The 17,210-nt window shown below is 35.4% G+C and carries 17 protein-coding genes; 8 read left to right on the top strand and 9 right to left on the bottom strand.

The features are described from left to right. Window positions 1–505: 505 nt before the first annotated feature. The 3 genes from lptB to lptC form a co-directional block, all read right to left on the bottom strand. Complete coding sequence (gene lptB, locus ACFIKR_RS00580; protein WP_375635367.1) at window positions 506–1,300, bottom strand: LPS export ABC transporter ATP-binding protein; 795 nt, start codon at window positions 1,298–1,300, stop codon at window positions 506–508. Between the two features lie 6 nt (window positions 1,301–1,306). Beyond that, a complete protein-coding gene (locus ACFIKR_RS00575; protein ID WP_375658416.1) occupies window positions 1,307–1,903 on the bottom strand; it encodes an LptA/OstA family protein in 597 nt (198 codons plus the stop codon). A gap of 76 nt (window positions 1,904–1,979) precedes the next feature. Then, a complete protein-coding gene (gene lptC, locus ACFIKR_RS00570; protein ID WP_375658415.1) occupies window positions 1,980–2,624 on the bottom strand; it encodes an LPS export ABC transporter periplasmic protein LptC in 645 nt (214 codons plus the stop codon). Window positions 2,625–2,808: 184 nt separating this feature from the next. Between lptC and ihfB the strand changes: the two genes are divergently transcribed. The 7 genes from ihfB (at window position 2,809) to ACFIKR_RS00535 (ending at window position 8,599) form a co-directional block, all read left to right on the top strand. After that, window positions 2,809–3,087, top strand: a complete 279-nt coding sequence (ihfB, locus tag ACFIKR_RS00565) for an integration host factor subunit beta (protein ID WP_012754445.1) — start codon at window positions 2,809–2,811, stop codon at window positions 3,085–3,087. 7 nt (window positions 3,088–3,094) lie between these two features. Further along, on the top strand, window positions 3,095–3,391 hold the full coding sequence (locus ACFIKR_RS00560; protein ID WP_375635364.1) for a lipopolysaccharide assembly protein LapA domain-containing protein: 297 nt from the start codon (window positions 3,095–3,097) through the stop codon (window positions 3,389–3,391). A 172-nt stretch (window positions 3,392–3,563) separates the two neighbouring features. Then, window positions 3,564–4,496, top strand: coding sequence for a class I SAM-dependent methyltransferase (locus tag ACFIKR_RS00555; protein WP_375658414.1), 933 nt, complete (start codon window positions 3,564–3,566; stop codon window positions 4,494–4,496). 2 nt (window positions 4,497–4,498) lie between these two features. Further along, window positions 4,499–5,353, top strand: coding sequence for a TrmH family RNA methyltransferase (locus ACFIKR_RS00550; RefSeq protein ID WP_375658413.1), 855 nt, complete (start codon window positions 4,499–4,501; stop codon window positions 5,351–5,353). Beyond that, window positions 5,343–5,846 (top strand): signal peptidase II, encoded by a 504-nt coding sequence (gene lspA, locus ACFIKR_RS00545; protein WP_375658412.1) that lies wholly within the window; start codon window positions 5,343–5,345, stop codon window positions 5,844–5,846. The genes ACFIKR_RS00550 and lspA overlap by 11 nt, the downstream gene beginning before the upstream one ends. A 1,003-nt stretch (window positions 5,847–6,849) precedes the next feature. Further along, entirely contained in the window at window positions 6,850–7,623 is a 774-nt protein-coding gene (locus tag ACFIKR_RS00540) for a Bax inhibitor-1/YccA family protein (RefSeq protein ID WP_375658411.1), read from the top strand. Window positions 7,624–7,735: 112 nt separating this feature from the next. Next, window positions 7,736–8,599 (top strand): endonuclease/exonuclease/phosphatase family protein, encoded by an 864-nt coding sequence (locus ACFIKR_RS00535; RefSeq protein ID WP_375658410.1) that lies wholly within the window; start codon window positions 7,736–7,738, stop codon window positions 8,597–8,599. Window positions 8,600–8,604: 5 nt separating this feature from the next. On the opposite strand, the gene polA is transcribed toward ACFIKR_RS00535, so the two are convergent. The 6 genes from polA to ACFIKR_RS00505 form a co-directional block, all read right to left on the bottom strand. Continuing rightward, complete coding sequence (gene polA / locus ACFIKR_RS00530) at window positions 8,605–11,514, bottom strand: DNA polymerase I (RefSeq protein WP_375658409.1); 2,910 nt, start codon at window positions 11,512–11,514, stop codon at window positions 8,605–8,607. 301 nt (window positions 11,515–11,815) lie between these two features. Continuing rightward, window positions 11,816–12,523 (bottom strand): DNA polymerase III subunit epsilon, encoded by a 708-nt coding sequence (dnaQ, locus tag ACFIKR_RS00525; RefSeq protein WP_375658408.1) that lies wholly within the window; start codon window positions 12,521–12,523, stop codon window positions 11,816–11,818. A gap of 4 nt (window positions 12,524–12,527) precedes the next feature. Continuing rightward, on the bottom strand, window positions 12,528–13,112 hold the full coding sequence (gene coaE, locus ACFIKR_RS00520; protein WP_375658407.1) for a dephospho-CoA kinase: 585 nt from the start codon (window positions 13,110–13,112) through the stop codon (window positions 12,528–12,530). Then, window positions 13,109–13,981, bottom strand: a complete 873-nt coding sequence (locus ACFIKR_RS00515; protein WP_375658406.1) for a shikimate dehydrogenase — start codon at window positions 13,979–13,981, stop codon at window positions 13,109–13,111. Before ACFIKR_RS00515 ends, coaE begins: the two co-directional genes overlap by 4 nt. Beyond that, window positions 13,974–14,570, bottom strand: a complete 597-nt coding sequence (locus ACFIKR_RS00510; RefSeq protein WP_375658405.1) for a Maf family nucleotide pyrophosphatase — start codon at window positions 14,568–14,570, stop codon at window positions 13,974–13,976. The genes ACFIKR_RS00515 and ACFIKR_RS00510 overlap by 8 nt, the downstream gene beginning before the upstream one ends. A gap of 12 nt (window positions 14,571–14,582) precedes the next feature. Further along, the gene (locus ACFIKR_RS00505) at window positions 14,583–15,407 is read right to left on the bottom strand and encodes a pyruvate, water dikinase regulatory protein (RefSeq protein ID WP_375658404.1); all 825 of its coding nucleotides are present in this window, start codon (window positions 15,405–15,407) and stop codon (window positions 14,583–14,585) included. Between the two features lie 534 nt (window positions 15,408–15,941). Between ACFIKR_RS00505 and rho the strand changes: the two genes are divergently transcribed. Continuing rightward, entirely contained in the window at window positions 15,942–17,207 is a 1,266-nt protein-coding gene (gene rho / locus ACFIKR_RS00500) for a transcription termination factor Rho (RefSeq protein WP_015857121.1), read from the top strand. The last annotated feature ends 3 nt before the right edge of the window (window positions 17,208–17,210 follow it).

Genomic DNA, 17,210 nt, shown 5'->3' with positions numbered 1-17,210 from the left:
ATCGCCTTATAACAAGAATATAAAGGTTTTTAGAGATTTAATGATTATTTTAAAAGATTTATAGATTTAGCCTGATATCTGTAGCCGAGCTCCTATTTTCAAATAGGCCATATAAACCAATAAAATACGACAACTCCTATTGAATAAACGCAATATATAACCGGTGCTCCTATCAAAATACCTAAAACAGCATCATCGATATATTATTTGATTCGACAGAGAAAAATATGATAAATATCTGTTACCTTTCAATAACACACACATTTATTGAGAGCTTCGTTTATCACTCATTATCAAGTTGATCTAGTGATATCTTTTCTATAATACAATCATGAATAAGTTAAACTTATAAAACAACAAACTAATCCTCTAATGATGAAGTCTTTTTCACTACTCAATAACGATATTAAAGTTGTAGTCATAAAAGAAGTTTTGGCATAAATAAGGAGATTTTCAGTAATAATGTTTGGTTAAACTTAAATGGAAACTCGTGAAAGCTGTAAAATCAAAGAGAAAACTGATTTCCCAAATAAATTCTGCGTACATCAACGTTGTTGATAATATCATTAGGACAACCGTGAACTAACACCCGCCCTGTATGAATAATATAAGCGCGATCGACAAGCCCTAATGTCTCACGCACATTATGATCCGTTATTAGAACACCAATGCCACGCCTAGTTAAATGACGAATAAGTTGTTGAATATCGAAAATAGCGATAGGATCAATTCCTGCAAATGGTTCATCAAGTAACATAAAATGGGGACGAGAAGCTAAAGCGCGCGCAATTTCAAGTCGCCGACGTTCACCTCCAGATAACGAAAGTGCAGACATTTTACGTAAATGATCAATTTTAAATTCATGTAAAAGGCTATCTAACTCTTCACGTTGTTTAAGGCGATCTTTTTCAACGACCTCTAAAACAGCTTTAATGTTATTTTCTACTGAAAGACCACGAAAAATAGAAGCCTCCTGTGGAAGATATCCAATACCTAAACGCGCACGTCGATACATCGGAAGATGCGTAATATCAAATCCATCAATTTTAATGGATCCTCCATCAGATTTTATGAGCCCCGTAACCATATAAAAACAAGTTGTTTTACCTGCCCCATTGGGCCCTAAAATGCCAACGGCTTCTCCCGTACGAATGCCAAAAGAAACACCATTAACAGTTCGTCTTCCTCGATAAACTTTAATCAAGTTACTGGCAATCAAGGTCCCTTTTAAGGGATTTTTTGAAGCTTCACTTTCAAGATTATATTTATCGGTCTGTTTTTTTCTTTTGATTCCAAACATGAAATCTTAATGGCCATTCTTTTGATTTTGTTTTAAAATGATAGACACACGACCTTTTTTCTTAGGCGTCTCACAACCTTTTAAAAAAGCCTTTCCGCTTTCCATATTTGCCGTTAGTTTGCACCCCGTGGCCACATTGTCACCGTCAGTTAACACAACATGATTCCCTGTCAAACTCATCATTTTTGACTTTCCATCAAAAACGCCTTTATCACCCGTAGCAATTTGCGTAGCAATTTTTATATAAACTTTTCCTAAAGCTTCCATTTTTTGTATACCCGACGAACCAAATAAAGAGACAGATGATGCCTTTGTATCTTCCTTGTTTTTATCAATTTCTTTATATGCTTTATCGTAGTAAACAACTAATTTTGCCGTTCTTAAAAGACGTTCACCTTGCACCACTGAAACATCACCTTTAAAAAGCGCTATCCCTTCTTTATCACGTATTTCCAAAGAATCTGCATGAAGTTCTACCGGTTCTTTGTCGCTTGATAAACTTATTCCAAAATGAGCCACTTCAGCATATCCTAAAACTGCTCCTCCTAACATTCCCATGCTAAAAGCCAAGGTCACACCTATCCATCTTTTGTACGATTTCATTATTTCAATTCTTCTATTTGTATATACACATACTTCTCTTTATAAATATCCTTTGAAGATTCGTATTGATATTACGTCATTGCTTTTGAAGCACTAAATGCACACCACCATGGAAATACATGTTTTTTCCTTTTTCTCGAATTTGTAAGGCATTTGCGGCAAGATGCAAACCGGCTTGCTGAATATTAACACGTTGATCTGTTTTTAACTGTCCCTCGGATAAGTTAATACTCGCTGACATAAATTGTGCCATCATCCCATCATTCGTCGTAATGGTGAATGGCTTGTCCAACTGTAAAAAACCATTAATGTTATCGTAAACCCCCCCTTGTGCTGCGAGAAAAACCTGTTTTTGTTGGCCCATAAATGCTTTAGCTGTAATGTTTTGCAATCCAATCATTCCGGAGTGTGTATGGTCTTGAAATGCCTTTTCTGCTTTAAGCCAATAAGGTTCATGAGCACGCGTATACCCTTCTAACTTTGGATTGAGCATCGTCAAATTCATCACGCCACTTTCTTCATTATTCAAAGGCATAGAATCAGAAGTAACGGGAACTAAGAAAAACGTAAACCAGCAAAAAACCAGCGCTGAAATCAACGCTAAGAGAGGTAAAAAAATTTTTAATATGCTAATGCGACGCGAATGACGGGATGCTTTTTTAAAAACATCTCCAAAAGATGATTGCGTTGAAAAGGCTTTATAATTATTGTGTACGGACATACTCTCCTAATCTCTTAAATACTCCGCATTTTTAATCTGTATAACCTTTATAGAAGGTATTTTCAAATTTTGTTTCTTGCAATTTGTTTTTTCTTGGTTTTATTTTGCTTTTATCCGTTTATATATTGTAATATGCATGAAGTGCACAATTACAAAAAAACTTTTGTGTGAAAGTGAGGCTATTGTGGTAAAATCAGAGCTTGTGCAAATTATCGCTCGTCATAACCCGCATCTTTTTCAACGGGATGTGGAGAATATTGTGAACGCTATTTTTGAGGAAATTTCAACAGCACTTGCAAATGGCAATCGCGTTGAACTTCGTGGATTTGGAGCTTTTTCTGTAAAAAGCCGTTCAGCCCGTAATGGACGTAATCCACGAACAGGTGAAGCCGTTTCTGTTGAAGAAAAGTGGATTCCTTTTTTTAAAACTGGCAAGGATTTACGCGACCGTCTTAATCAGTGAGAAACTTATGATAATTAAACGTATTCTTCTAACAAGTATAGGTGTGATTCTCACAGCGTTCTTGATTATTTTTATCGTGGCTAATCGTCAGATGGTTCCGTTAACCCTTGATCCTTTTCGAGCAGATTCTGAAAGTTTTACTTATCATGCTCCCCTTTTTATATGGCTCTTTATTTTCTTTGGTTTTGGTATTTTATTAGGAAATCTGATCAGTTGGTTTTCCTATCACAAATACAAAAAAGCTCTCAAAAAAAGTAAAGCAGAGATCGAGAAATTGAAAACGTCTATCACAAATCTGGTGTAATGGTATTTTAATTAAATCTTTTCTCTCTGTATTTTATATTCAGTACAGATTTAAAAGTGCTCTTTTCTTTTTTTTATACATGTTTTAATTGGCTTTAGCTCTTTTGCACTTTTACGAAACACTTAAGAGCTTTATAATATATTTTCATACCTCATATACCGTGATACAAAACATGCCCGCACAATGCTTTCAATCCTCCCATAACAATACATATCCGCAGGAAAAGTTGCCCCTTATTTTAGAGACAGGTATAAGTGAAAACTATGCTCTCATTGATTCTGGTCATGGACAAAAATTAGAACGTTATGGAGCTTACCGCATTATTCGACCAGAAGGCCAAGCACTATGGAAACCCGCTTTACCACGAAAACAATGGGCTGATGTTGATGCTATTTTCACAGGAAAGCGTGATGAAGAAGGGGTTGGTCGTTGGCATTTTCCTAAAAAGCCACTTGATGAAACATGGACTCTTTCTTGGAATGGATTGTTTTTTCTAGGCCGTTTTACTTCCTTTCGTCATGTGGGGGTTTTTCCTGAACAAGATGCCCATTGGCGCTCTATGGAAGAGCAAATTGTTAAAGCCGAGCGTCCTATAAAATTGTTGAATCTTTTTGGCTATACAGGTATTGCCTCTTTGATTGGGGCACGAGCGGGTGCGAATGTTACCCATGTTGATGCTTCTAAAAAAGCCATTGCGTGGGCAAAAGCTAATCAAGAAAAAGCAGGATTACCAGATCATTCTATTCGCTGGATTTGCGATGATGCTATGAAATTTGTCGAGCGTGAACTGCGTCGTAAGAAAAGCTATGATATGATTCTTCTTGATCCCCCTGCTTATGGGCGTGGACCCCATGGTGAAATTTGGCAACTGTTTGATCATTTACCCGCTATGATCTCAAATTGTCGTAAACTTCTCTCTGATAAACCGCTCTCTGTTGTCCTTACAGCTTATTCTATTCGTGCTTCCTTCTTTGCACTTCATGCTTTAATGCGTGATGCATTTGTAAATCTTGGTGGTACAGTCGAATCAGGAGAACTCATTTTGCGTGAAGAAGTTGCAGGACGTGCTCTTTCTACTTCTCTTTTTAGCCGTTGGATTGCTTGAATATGTGTAGACCCAAAACTGGTAGAGTGAAAGAAATTACCTCTCTTAGCAACCCCATCATAAAAGATCTTAAAGCACTTAGCCAAAAGAAAAACCGTAATAGAGAAGGTCTTTTCATGGCAGAAGGATTGAAATTGGTCATTGATGCTCTCAATCTCGGCTGGATAATACAGACGCTTATTTTTTCTAAAAGTAAAATAGGTAATGCTGCTATCGAAAATACTGCCGCACATGCTGTAGCCAACGGTGGTTTTGTTATTAAAGCCTCACAAAAGGTTATGGAATCACTTACCCGACGCGATAATCCACAAACAGTTATTGGTATTTTCAAGCAAAAATGGCACTCTCTTGAAATGATAAAAGGACAGATTAAAGATGTTTACATCGCGCTTGATCGTGTACGTGACCCTGGAAATCTTGGTACCATTATTCGAACTGCTGATGCTGTAGGTGCTAAAGGTGTTATTTTAATTGGCGAAACAACAGACCCTTTCTCGCCTGAAACGGTCCGTGCAACCATGGGATCTATTTTCTCTGTACCACTTTATCGTCTTGATGAAAGCGCCTTTTTAAACTGGTCTGCTCACTTTAAAGGTATGATCGTTGGAACACATCTCAAAGGATCTCTGGATTATCGCACTCTTGATTTCAAAAATGGCCCTATTATCCTTTTAATGGGAAATGAAAAACAGGGATTATCAGATCTTCTTACAAATCGGTGTGATAAACTTGCGCGTATTCCACAAAGCGGACGTGCAGACTCGCTTAATCTAGCTGTAGCAACAGCTGTTATGCTTTATGAAATCCGTCGCCCCTATTTAATACTGGAACCATGTGAGGAAAAATATGATGCGTAAATCACTCCCTTTTCTTCTCTTGGGCTTGGCTTTTACAGTAGTACTTGATCAAGCTGTCAAATACTGGATTATGCACAATATGCCTTTAGGAACAGAAATTTCGCTTATTCCTTTTCTTTCCCTTTATCATGTGCGTAATTCTGGCATTGCATTTTCGTTTTTTTCTTCCTTTTCTCACTGGGGAATCATCGCCATCACAATCATTGTGATTATCTTCCTTCTATGGCTATGGAAAAATACTGAACATAATAAGTCTTTAATGCGCTTTGGCCTTATTCTTATTATTGGGGGAGCAATTGGCAATCTCGTTGATCGTATTCGCTTTCATCATGTCACTGATTACATACTCTTTCATATTGATGATATTTTTTATTTTGCTATTTTCAACCTTGCAGATAGTTTTATCACTCTCGGTGTTATTGCCATCCTTATTGAAGAATTGCGCACTTGGATGAAAGCAAAACGTCATTCTAACAGTACATCTTCTCATTGATATGCTCATTGTCTTAGAAAACAGAGCTTTTTGACCATCATAAGCCTGATTATAAATTGATTTTTCTTGGATAATTCTTGCAGCTAATTGTTTTTCGTGTTTCTTTTCATAAAATTATAAAATCTTATTTTTCAACTTTACACTTCTACACTTGGTCAATGCAAAAGAAATGAACTCAAATAGAAATCAATATTTTTTATCCATATGTCCTCTCTCAAATTCAGAGAGAAAATATTTTATAGCATTTAAAGTTCTATTATTTGCTTAGAACATTTGCTTTTCATATGTTCTTTAGTTTTTACAGGTATTATTTTTTACAGAGCCTTTCTTAAGTGCTTCGCTAAAAAACTCTCCTTTTTTGTTTTATATATTGTTTAATAAAAAACATTTTTTCAACTATTTTCAATGGTGTCTTGTTAAAGCAACCTATTGATTATAAATATAAATTACCGTTTTCATATTGGATAAAAGCCCTTAAAAGCCTAAATCTCTTTTATTTGAAATATCATTTAGCATACAAAAAGACAGTTTATCATTATATATCAATATGTTATATAAATCCAATTCAATAGCTCTTCTAACCGTGCAAAACAGGTGCAATATTGAAGGTTGAAAAATAGTATTATAGATACTTGCCTCTCTTCTTAAAAATGCAAAAATAGTGGATATTTTATAAAGGATTGTATTACATAGTTTCTGTGAATAATAAAAACCTTTTGAGTACAGTCTTTTTATCTTGTAAAAATATGGCGAAAAATGGAAATATTTTTTATTAAAATGAACAGTTTCCTTACCAATTTGTAAGGTTCCTTCTTCATATAAATCTCTTGTAATTTTTAAATAAATCTCCATAATAAGAGCAAATATGCTGGAATTCTGTCAGTGATTCTTAAGGGTTTTTGTATTTGCCCAATTAAGGCTTATGCCAAGCTTATCTGTGTAATGACAGAGACACTTTTAAAGCCCTATACCTGACGGGACATATGCTAAAGGATTTGATATTATGGCTAATTTTAAAAATTTACGTTCGGCGCCTACTTCTCACGCCGATGCATCAATTGATCAGGGATTGCGCGACTATATGTTGGGTGTCTACAATACAATGGCCATTGGTTTGCTTATTACAGCTGCTGCCGCTTATGTAATTGTATCATTAGCAACGACAACAGATATGAGCCAAGCAGCAGCTCAAATCAATAGCAGTGTTTATTTAACATCATTTGGAGTAACATTTTATACATCGCCATTCTCTTACATTGTTATGTTTGCACCACTCATAGCAGTTTTATTCCTCAGTTTTAAAATTAATACATTGAGCACAAATGCTGCTCGTAGCCTCTTTTTTGGTTATGCTGCTCTGGTTGGTCTTTCACTGTCTTCAATCGTTTTGCGTTATACGACAGAAAGTGTTGTGCAAACCTTTGTCATTTCCGCTGCAGCTTTTGGAGCTCTTTCACTTTATGGTTATACGACAAAGCGTGATCTCACGGCAATCGGTTCATTCCTATTCATCGGATTGATCGGCTTGTTTCTTTCCATGATTGTGAACATTTTTCTTGGATCAAGCGCTTTGCAATTTGCTATCTCTGTGATTGGCGTGTTGATCTTTGCTGGTTTAACAGCCTACGATACCCAAAGCATTAAGTTGATGTATTATGAAGGAGATGAAAGCGACACCAGAGGACGTAAAATTATTATGGGCGCGTTGAATCTTTATCTTGATTTCATCAATATGTTTGTCTTCTTGCTACAATTTCTTGGCTCAAACCGTGATTGATTGCAGAAATCATAACTTAATTAAAGAACCTTGTTTCTAAAAGAGACAAGGTTCTTTTGTTTTTAGTGTAAATCTTTACCCTTTGCCTCTTAGGGACTATTCTTTTCGCAAAATGACAAAAATACCTTATAAGCAAAAATTCCCTTGGTTTACCGGTTTTATCCAACAAAAACTCCATAGCTCCCTTTTAAATGCAATTCACAGCCGCTCTCATCATCAATCAAATATCATCAATCAAAATAGTAATTATGATCTGACTGTTGCTTCCTATAATGTGCATAAATGTGTAGGTGTTGATAAAATTTTTAATCCTACAAGAATTGTCCGTGTTATTACTGAATTACAAGTTGATATCCTTGCTCTTCAAGAAGCAGATAGACGTTTTGGAGAACGGGTCGGTTTGATTAATCTTCAACTATTAAAAGCTGAAACCGGTTTGATTCCTGTACCTCTTAATACTATGTCACCTCATGGACACGGTTGGCATGGGAATGCTCTTTTTTTGCGAAAGGGATATGTACGTGATACTTTACAAGTCACTCTGCCTAGTATTGAACCACGTGGGGCTGTAATTGTAGAGTTGGAAATGGCAGCAGGCCCTATTCGTATTATTGCGGCTCATTTTGGCTTATTGCGTTACTCTCGTAAACAACAAACAAAAATGCTCCTTGAAATTTTCCAAAAACGCTCCCTTATGCCTACACTCCTCATAGGAGATTTTAATGAATGGCGGATGGGAAAAGGCTCATCTTTAAATCATTTTTCTCCCTATTTTGATAGCACTTTTGAAGTTGTAGCAAGTTTTCCATCTCGCTTTCCTTTTTTAGCCCTTGATAGAATTTTTTCTTTTCCCCACCAATTGGTAACAAGTATTGAAAATCATCATTCACCGCTTGCACGCATTGCTTCAGATCATTTGCCTATCAAAGCATATCTTAATCTTTCCAACGCAATAAACATTCTTAAAAATAAATAAAAAAATTAATGTGCCTCATCCCAATTTTGAGCCGTCATGACTTTTACTTCAAGCGGTACAGATAAAGATAAAATCGGCATTGTAGCATTTTCCATAACATTTTTAACAACAGCCATGGTTTTTTTACTCTCTTCTTCTGGTACTTCAAAAATCAGTTCATCATGCACTTGCAGCAACATTTTTGCTGATAGTTTTTCTTCTTTTAAAGCATTTTCCATCTGTATCATAGCGCGGCGAATAATATCAGCCGCGGAACCTTGAATTGGAGCATTGATAGCTGCTCGCTCATTAAGAGAACGAATTTTTACATTCTTTGCTTTTATTTCTGGATAATGGATACGACGTCCAAAAATTGTTTCTACGTAACCATTTTCACGTGCAAAGATTTTGGTCTTCTCCATATAATCTTTAATTCCTGGAAATCTTTCAAAATACAGTTGAATATAACGACCCGCTTCTTGGCGTGAAATTCCCAATTGATTGGCTAATCCAAAAGCTGAAATACCATAAATAATACCAAAATTAATCGCTTTTGCACGCCGTCGTATATCTGAATGCATTCCTTCTATCGCAACACCAAACATTTGTGATGCCGTTATAGCGTGAATATCATGCCCTTTAGCAAAAGCTTCTTTTAATGCTTTTATATCGGCAATATGTGCAAGAATACGCAATTCAATCTGACTATAATCAGCAGAAAGTAACACATGTCTTTTGGGAGCAATAAAAGCTGTTCGAATTTTACGTCCTTCAGCAGTCCGCACTGGAATATTTTGCAAATTTGGCTCTGATGATGATAACCGCCCTGTTGATGTTATTGCCAAAGAATAATTCGTGTGAACTCGCCCTGTTTTTGAAAAAATATAAGAAGGCAAGGCATCTGTATAGGTAGATTTTAGCTTTGCAAGTTGACGCCACTCAATAATTTTACGCGGTAAAACATGACCTTCAGCAGCCAACTCTTCTAAGGTCTGTGCAGAAGTTGACCATTGTCCACCCTTAGTTTTAGCGCCTCCAGATAATCCCATTTTGCCAAAAAGGATATCCCCTAATTGCTTTGGCGAAGCAAGATTAAACTTTTCATCAGCTTGTTTGTAAATTTCCTCTTCTAGAATCAAAGCAGATTGTGCCAATTCTCCTGAAAGACGCAATAAAATCTGCCGGTCAATAAGAATCCCACGTTCTTCCATTCTTGCAAGAACTTCTACAAGGGGTCGATCAAGACGTTCATAAATTTTTGTCATTCCACGAGCAACAAGTTGCGGTTTTAATACTTGCCAAAGGCGTAGCGTTATATCAGCACGTTCCGCCGCATAAAGGGTTGCTTGTTTTAAATCTACTTGTGCAAAAGAAGTAATTTTTTTTCCGTTATGCGTTAAGTCTTTATAGGAAATTGGTTTATGCTCAAGCCAACGTTCAGACAAATCATCCATATTATGGGTTAATGTTCCAGCATCAAAAGCATATGATAAAAGCATGGTATCATCAAAAGAGCTTACAATAATGTTGTATTGCTTCATCACCAACCAATCATATTTTATATTTTGACCAATTTTTAACACCGATGAATCTTCTAATATCGGTTTTAAAAGTGCTAAAGCTTTTCGGGTCTCAATCTGCGAGGCAATGCGCCCGCCCCTCAAAAGGTCCTCTTCTCCTTCATAAAAATGTTCAAGGGGTATATAAGCTGCTTTTTCTGGCTGTAATGCGAGTGAAAAACCAACAAGCTTTGCTTGCATCGGATCAAGAGATGTTGTTTCAGTATTAAAAGCGAAAAAACCCTGCTCTTGTGCTTGTGATAACCAATCTTTTAAAATTTCTTCATCAAGAATTGTTGTATAAGCATCTCTTGTAATTTTTTGAGTCAGCGCTTGATCTTTACGTTTTTGTGCAAAAACTTGTGGAGAATTTTCAGAAAAATTATGAAGAGATGCGCGCTCAGTATTCTTGATATCAGAATCACGCCCGTGGCTCAGTTTTTCCCATTCAACATCTATATTAAGTGCATCAATAACAGCCGCATCGCATGACGTTGCCTCTGCCACGCGACGCGTTAATGTTGAAAATTCCATCGCTTTCAAAAAAGCAATTAAACGTGGACCATCTTGTGGCTCCAAAATAAAATCATCTAAATCACTATCTATAGGAACATCTGTTTTAAGCCTAACAAGTTCACGAGAAATTTTAACTTGTTCTCTATAAGCTTGAATGTTTTCACGTCGTTTTGTTTGTTTAATTTCTGTTACGTTTTGCAATAAAAGATCAAGAGAATCAAACTGATCTAACAACTGAGCTGCAGTTTTTGGACCAATGCCTGGAATGCCCGGTACATTATCCGTTGAATCTCCAATTAATGCTTGTAAATCAATCATTTTTTCAGGTGCAACACCCCATTTTTCTACAACTTCTGATATACCTATATGCTTGTCTTTCATTCCATCATATAAAGATACATGCGTATTTACGAGTTGCATAAGATCCTTATCAGAAGAAATAATGGTTGTTTTTGCCCCAACCTTTGTTGCCAATTTTGCATAGGTAGCAATCAAATCATCCGCTTCAAAGCCTTCCTTTTCAATACAAGGCAAATTAAAAGCTTTCGTTGCTTGACGTATCAGCGCGAATTGAGGAATTAGATCTTCAGGAGGTTCAGCGCGATTCGCTTTATATTCAGGATAAATTTGTTTCCGAAAAGTATCAGATGAATAATCAAAAATAACAGCAAAATGTGTTGGAACAATACCAGTCGCTGTATTACGAGCATCACAAAGTAATTTCCATAACATATTGCAAAAACCAGCTACTGCTCCTACAGGAAGTCCATCCTTTTTACGTTTTAAAGGCGGCAAAGCATAATAAGCACGAAAAACATAGCCTGATCCGTCAACCAAAAAAAGATGATCTGTTGCTTTCATGACAATTTTATTTCTCCATTTCAGCTAAAAAAGCAAATTACCCTTATATATTTTTTTCACTTTGCCTCTAAAAAGCCATTTTTTCTTTTCATAAGACATGAAGTCGTTGCACTTTATATTAAGTACCTAGAGCTTTTCTTTGCTGTTACAGGATTAATAGCTTTCATTTTGCTCCTCCTATGATAGCTGAGGTACGATGTAGCGACAGGGTCGTTGTGGTGTTCCCCTCCCCACAACGACCGTTTTTTTGACATCCATATTCTTTAATTTAAATGGTGACTTTTTTAGAGAAAAGATGATGTTATTCATGAATTTTGAAGTTATTCCACAGAGCTTTTTCACCTATCTTGTTAATAAAATCAGCGTGCAACCTTTTTTCTTGCGTACTCAATCTTGAAGGTAAAGCCTGTGGGCGAATTTTAACTGCATAAGATGTATCTTTATCATTCTGGATATGTTCATCAACACCCCTTCTATTACCAAAACCCAAGACACCTTGTTTTCCACCGATCAGTTCAATATAAACATCGGCTAGAATCTCTGCATCAAGCAAAGCACCATGAAGAACACGATGGCTGTTATCAATTCCAAAACGTTTGCATAAAATATCAAGAGAATTAGGACCCATAGGGAATTTACGCCGTGCCATAGCCAGTGTATCAAGAATATTATCAACACTGATGAGCGGTTTGTTGACGCGTTTTAATTCTGCATTAATAAAACCAATATCAAAACTCGCATTATGCGCAATCATTGTCGCGCCTTTAATAAATTCCAAAAATTCATCAACAATATCACTAAAATTTTTCTCGTTTTTTAGGCGTTCATTGGTTAATCCGTGAATTGCTACGACTTCATCAGGAATAATAACGCCTTCAGGGTTTAAATAAACATGAAATTGACGTCCCGTAAGATAACGATCAACCATTTCTACACAACCAATTTCGATTATGCGATCTTTTTCTTTATCTAAACCTGTTGTTTCTGTATCAAAAATAATTTCCCGCATGACTTCAATTCTTTAGTTTTTTTATCACATCAAAAACCTGTTGACGTGTATTCTCTAAATCTTTTCCTGTATAAATAATAAAATCAGCACGTTCTCGTTTTTTTTCATCCGGCATTTGTTGAGCATTGATAAAGGCAAATTTTTTCTCATTCATACCTTTGCGAATCATTACACGTTCTTTTTGTATTTCTGGTGGGGCAGAAACAACAATAACGCTATCCACACGACTTTCACCATTTTTTTCAAATAGAAGTGGAATATCAAGAATAACTAATTTTTTTCCCTGTTCACACGCTATATCAATAAATTCCCTTTCTTTTTCTTGCACCAAAGGATGAATTATTTTTTCTAATGTTTGTAATTTTTCCTTATTATCAATCAAAATTTCAGAAAGTTTCAAACGGTTAACTTCACCGTTTTCAACAACACCTGGAAAAATATGCTCTATGAATGACAAAGCTGGCTCACTTTTATAAAGCTGTTGTACTGCTTCATCAGCACTAAAAACAGAAATACCTGCTTGCTTGAAAAAATCAGCAACTGTTGATTTTCCCATAGCAATTGATCCTGTTAATCCTATGATCTTCATTCTCTTTTTTCACTCATATCCTCTAAAATGGCTGTCCGTAACGCTTTTGTTACCTGTGGTCTTATTCCAAACCACTGTTCAAACCCTATAACAGCCTGATGTAGAAGCATCCCAAGCCCATCAACCGTCTTGAGATCACAAGCCTTTGCCTGTTGTAAAAAAGGAGTTATCAATGGTGTATAAATAATATCTGTTACTAACACCGTTTTTTTTGCTTTATGAAAATCGCAAAAAAAAGAATCACTTTTTTCTTCTGGATTTTTTATGCCAATAGAGGTTGTATTAACAATCAAATCAGCTTGATGGAGTATTTCATGGATTTTATGCCAATCGTAAACTTTAATGGTTTTTCCAAAATGCTGAGCTAAATTATCGGCGCGTTGTTTTGTACGGTTAATCAAATAAATCTGTTCAAATCCGCGTTTTTTTAAGGCATATATGATAGCGCGTGCGGCACCACCTGCTCCAAAAACAAGAGCTGTTTCCCCTCCCCAATCAGATGCAAAATCATCAAGATTAGCGCTAAAACCATAGGCATCGCTATTCGTGGCACAAAGCTTATCTCCTTCATACCAAAGTGTATTAACAGCACCAATCATTGTTGCTCTCTCATCTTTATAATCTGCTAAACGAAAAGCTTCTTGTTTATAAGGCAAAGTAACATTTCCCCCACAAAAGCCTATTTTTTGTAAAGACGCAATAAAATGACTAAATTCTTCAGATGTTACTTCTTGTGCAAGATATTCTCCTTGTAAATCATATTTTTTAAGCCAAAAATTGTGAATTTTTGGCGATTTTGAATGATGAATTGGAGAACCAACAACAAAAGCACGCGGATAATTTATTTTTTTTATTGTTAAGTCAACCATCAATAATTCCTAAATGACGCAGTTTTATGAGTAGAGGCAGCAAAGGTAAACCAACAATGGTAAAAAAATCTCCATCAATTTTTTCAAAGAGATGAATCCCTTCCCTTTCAATTTGATATACTCCCACGCTGTTTAGAACATCTTTTCCTACGCGTGCTAAATAACGTTCAATAAATTCTGACGAAAGCAAACGGACGGACATATGTGCACTAAAAGCTTCAACCCAAATTTTTTGACCATCTTTAAATAAAGCTACCGCACTATGAAGAGAATGGGTTTTTCCTGATAACTCACATAAACGTTGATGTGCTCCCTTAATATTTGTTGCTTTGTGAAAAACTTTACCTTCCAAATCAAGCACTTGATCACAACCAATAACGAAAGCATCAGGAAAACGATCTGAAACATTTTTTGCTTTTGCACTCGCAAGAAAACAGCTGAGTTCTTTAGGTGTTTTTTCTTTTGCTTTTTTTTCTACTTCTCTTTCATCAAAAGAGGCTCCTTCAATGAAAAAATTTAAACCTGTTTTTTTTAATAATTTTGCACGATAAAAACTAAGAGATGCTAATATTAACGTATCTGCGTTCATGAGAATTTTCTCTCATTTTCCTTCACGAAATCGTGATAAAAGTTCAAATATTGCAGCAGCAGTTTCTTCAATAGAACGTCTTGTGACATCAATAATAGGCCAACCAAAACGTTCGCAAATGCGTTTTGCATAGATTAATTCTTCAGCTATATTGATACGATTTGTATAACTATCAAGAGCAAAACCTTCTCCCAAATCTCGATTTTGGCGGATATGTGAGATTCTTTCAGCTGAAGCAATTAAACCAACAATTAAAGAATTTTTTGCCTCTAAAAGGGATTCTGGCAAATCAATATTAGGAATAAGAGGAACATTAGCCGTTTTTATTCCGCGATTTGCTAAATAGATACTTGTTGGCGTTTTAGAGGTTCTTGAAATTCCCACAAGGATCACATCTGCTTCGGATAAGCTACTGGAAGACTGTCCATCATCATGCTCTATTGTAAAATCCAGTGCCTCAATACGGCGAAAATAATCTGCATTAAGATCATGTTGTGCGCTTGCACGTAAATGTGTTGGCATTCCAAGGTAAGACTGAAAAGCATTTAAAACAGGATGCAATATATCAATACAGGGAACTTTTATTTTTTTACACCTTTTTTGAAGGAGAAGTTTAAATTCTTCATCAATCATTGTGTAAAGAACAATACCTGGCTCTTGTTGTATTTCATCAAGAGCTTTCTGTAACTGTATTTTATTACGAATCATAGGATAGATATGCTCTGTTGCCTGACTCATTGCATATTGCGATGCTACAGCTCTTCCAACAGAGATTAATGTTTCTCCCGTTGCATCAGAAAGCATGTGTAAATGAAAGAATTTTTTTTCTTTTGTCACAAAAATTTTAACTCCTTGTTAAGATATGTGTATATATCTTTGCGGTTTTTTATAAAACAAAAATTTAGGAAAAATTCTTCATTTTTACGCACAAATTAAATGCTTGTGATAATTTTATACCTCTTATAAAAAAAGAGGGGATAATATCTTTAAGATAGTGTTATTTTTATTCTTTTTTTAGTTCCTTTTGTGGATAAAATTGAGGATAAATAATAATCCACACTAAACACAGTTATAAATAAGAAGAATTCCTTCTTTAATATAAATTTATTAATATAAATTTCTGTAAAAAATACTCTTGAATAGCATTTAATTAATGCTATAACTCTAACTCATATTTTTGTTATTGTATTTTATATTTTTTCAAGTTTTTCATATAATTACTTAATATTACAGGGATAAATTTCATATAAATGGTACTTGCAGATTGAAAAAATTGAGTGTAAAATATTTCTTTTCTTAAGAATATTTCATTTATAAATTTCCATAAATTATTTAAGATAATCTTCTCCTTAATTACAAAGAGCATATTTCATGCAAAAAATGAAACTACAAGAACTTAAAAGCAAAAATCCCGTTGAGCTTGTTTCTTTTGCTGAAACATTAGAAGTTGAAAATGCCTCACTTATGCGCAAACAAGAATTAATGTTTGCTATCTTGAAAAAACTTGCTCTACAAGATGTAGAAATTATAGGAGAGGGTGTTGTTGAAGTTTTACAAGACGGATTTGGTTTTTTAAGATCTGCTGACGCTAATTATCTTCCTGGTCCTGATGATATTTATCTTTCACCAGCACAAATACAGTCATTTTCTTTAAAAACAGGCGATACTATTGAAGGCCCTATACGCAGTCCAAAAGAGGGAGAACGTTATTTTGCTCTCCTTAAAATTAATACAATTAATTTCGAAAAACCTGAAAAGATTCGTTATAAAATTCATTTTGATAATCTTACTCCTCTTTATTCAAATGAGCGTTTCCAAATGGAAATACAAGATCCTACAGAGAAAGATATGTCATCACGCGTGATTGATTTGATATCTCCATTGGGAAAAGGACAAAGAGGGTTAATTGTTGCTCCTCCTCGGACAGGAAAAACAGTTTTACTTCAAAATATTGCTCATTCCATTACCACTAATCATCCTGAATGTTATCTCATTGTTCTTTTAATTGATGAACGGCCAGAAGAAGTTACAGATATGCAGCGTTCAGTAAAAGGAGAAGTGGTTTCTTCTACTTTTGATGAACCTGCAATACGTCACGTACAAGTGGCAGAAATGGTCATTGAAAAAGCCAAACGCCTCGTTGAATATGGACGCGATGTTGTTATTCTTCTTGATTCTATTACACGTCTTGGGCGTGCATATAATACAGTTGTTCCTTCTTCGGGTAAAGTTTTAACAGGTGGTGTGGATGCAAATGCTCTCCAGCGTCCAAAACGTTTTTTTGGTGCAGCACGTAATATTGAAGAAGGTGGGTCTTTAACCATTATTGCAACGGCTTTGATTGATACAGGAAGTCGTATGGATGAGGTTATTTTTGAAGAATTTAAAGGAACAGGTAATTCTGAAATTGTTCTTGATCGAAAAGTTGCTGATAAGCGTATTTTCCCTGCTATGGATATTTTAAAGTCAGGAACGCGTAAGGAAGAACTTCTGGTAGAACGACAAGATTTGCACAAAATTTTTGTTCTTCGTCGTATTTTAGCATCTATGAATGTAACAGATGCAATTGAATTTTTGATTGATAAATTAAAGCAAACAAAAAACAATAGTGAATTTTTTGATTCAATGAATACGTAGAGT

Origin of the sequence: Bartonella sp. MR30HLJHH (assembly GCF_042194195.1) — a bacterium.
In the GTDB taxonomy this organism is placed as follows: domain Bacteria; phylum Pseudomonadota; class Alphaproteobacteria; order Rhizobiales; family Rhizobiaceae; genus Bartonella; species Bartonella grahamii.
The sequence above is the reverse complement of the archived record's forward strand: the minus strand, read 5'-3'. Positions and strand labels throughout refer to the sequence as shown.

Bases quoted from the DNA above. Each gene is read 5' to 3' on its own strand.
- ACFIKR_RS00535 (WP_375658410.1), top strand. From the start codon at position 7,736: ATGACAAAAATACCTTATAAGCAAAAATTCCCTTGGTTTACCGGTTTT.
- lspA (WP_375658412.1), top strand. From the start codon at position 5,343: ATGATGCGTAAATCACTCCCTTTTCTTCTCTTGGGCTTGGCTTTTACA.
- ACFIKR_RS00555 (WP_375658414.1), top strand. From the start codon at position 3,564: ATGCCCGCACAATGCTTTCAATCCTCCCATAACAATACATATCCGCAG.
- polA (WP_375658409.1), bottom strand. From the start codon at position 11,514: ATGAAAGCAACAGATCATCTTTTTTTGGTTGACGGATCAGGCTATGTT.
- dnaQ (WP_375658408.1), bottom strand. From the start codon at position 12,523: ATGCGGGAAATTATTTTTGATACAGAAACAACAGGTTTAGATAAAGAA.
- ACFIKR_RS00560 (WP_375635364.1), top strand. From the start codon at position 3,095: ATGATAATTAAACGTATTCTTCTAACAAGTATAGGTGTGATTCTCACA.
- ACFIKR_RS00510 (WP_375658405.1), bottom strand. From the start codon at position 14,570: ATGAACGCAGATACGTTAATATTAGCATCTCTTAGTTTTTATCGTGCA.
- ACFIKR_RS00550 (WP_375658413.1), top strand. From the start codon at position 4,499: ATGTGTAGACCCAAAACTGGTAGAGTGAAAGAAATTACCTCTCTTAGC.
- lptC (WP_375658415.1), bottom strand. From the start codon at position 2,624: ATGTCCGTACACAATAATTATAAAGCCTTTTCAACGCAATCATCTTTT.
- rho (WP_015857121.1), top strand. From the start codon at position 15,942: ATGCAAAAAATGAAACTACAAGAACTTAAAAGCAAAAATCCCGTTGAG.
- ACFIKR_RS00540 (WP_375658411.1), top strand. From the start codon at position 6,850: ATGGCTAATTTTAAAAATTTACGTTCGGCGCCTACTTCTCACGCCGAT.
- coaE (WP_375658407.1), bottom strand. From the start codon at position 13,112: ATGAAGATCATAGGATTAACAGGATCAATTGCTATGGGAAAATCAACA.
- ACFIKR_RS00575 (WP_375658416.1), bottom strand. From the start codon at position 1,903: ATGAAATCGTACAAAAGATGGATAGGTGTGACCTTGGCTTTTAGCATG.
- ACFIKR_RS00515 (WP_375658406.1), bottom strand. From the start codon at position 13,981: ATGGTTGACTTAACAATAAAAAAAATAAATTATCCGCGTGCTTTTGTT.
- lptB (WP_375635367.1), bottom strand. From the start codon at position 1,300: ATGTTTGGAATCAAAAGAAAAAAACAGACCGATAAATATAATCTTGAA.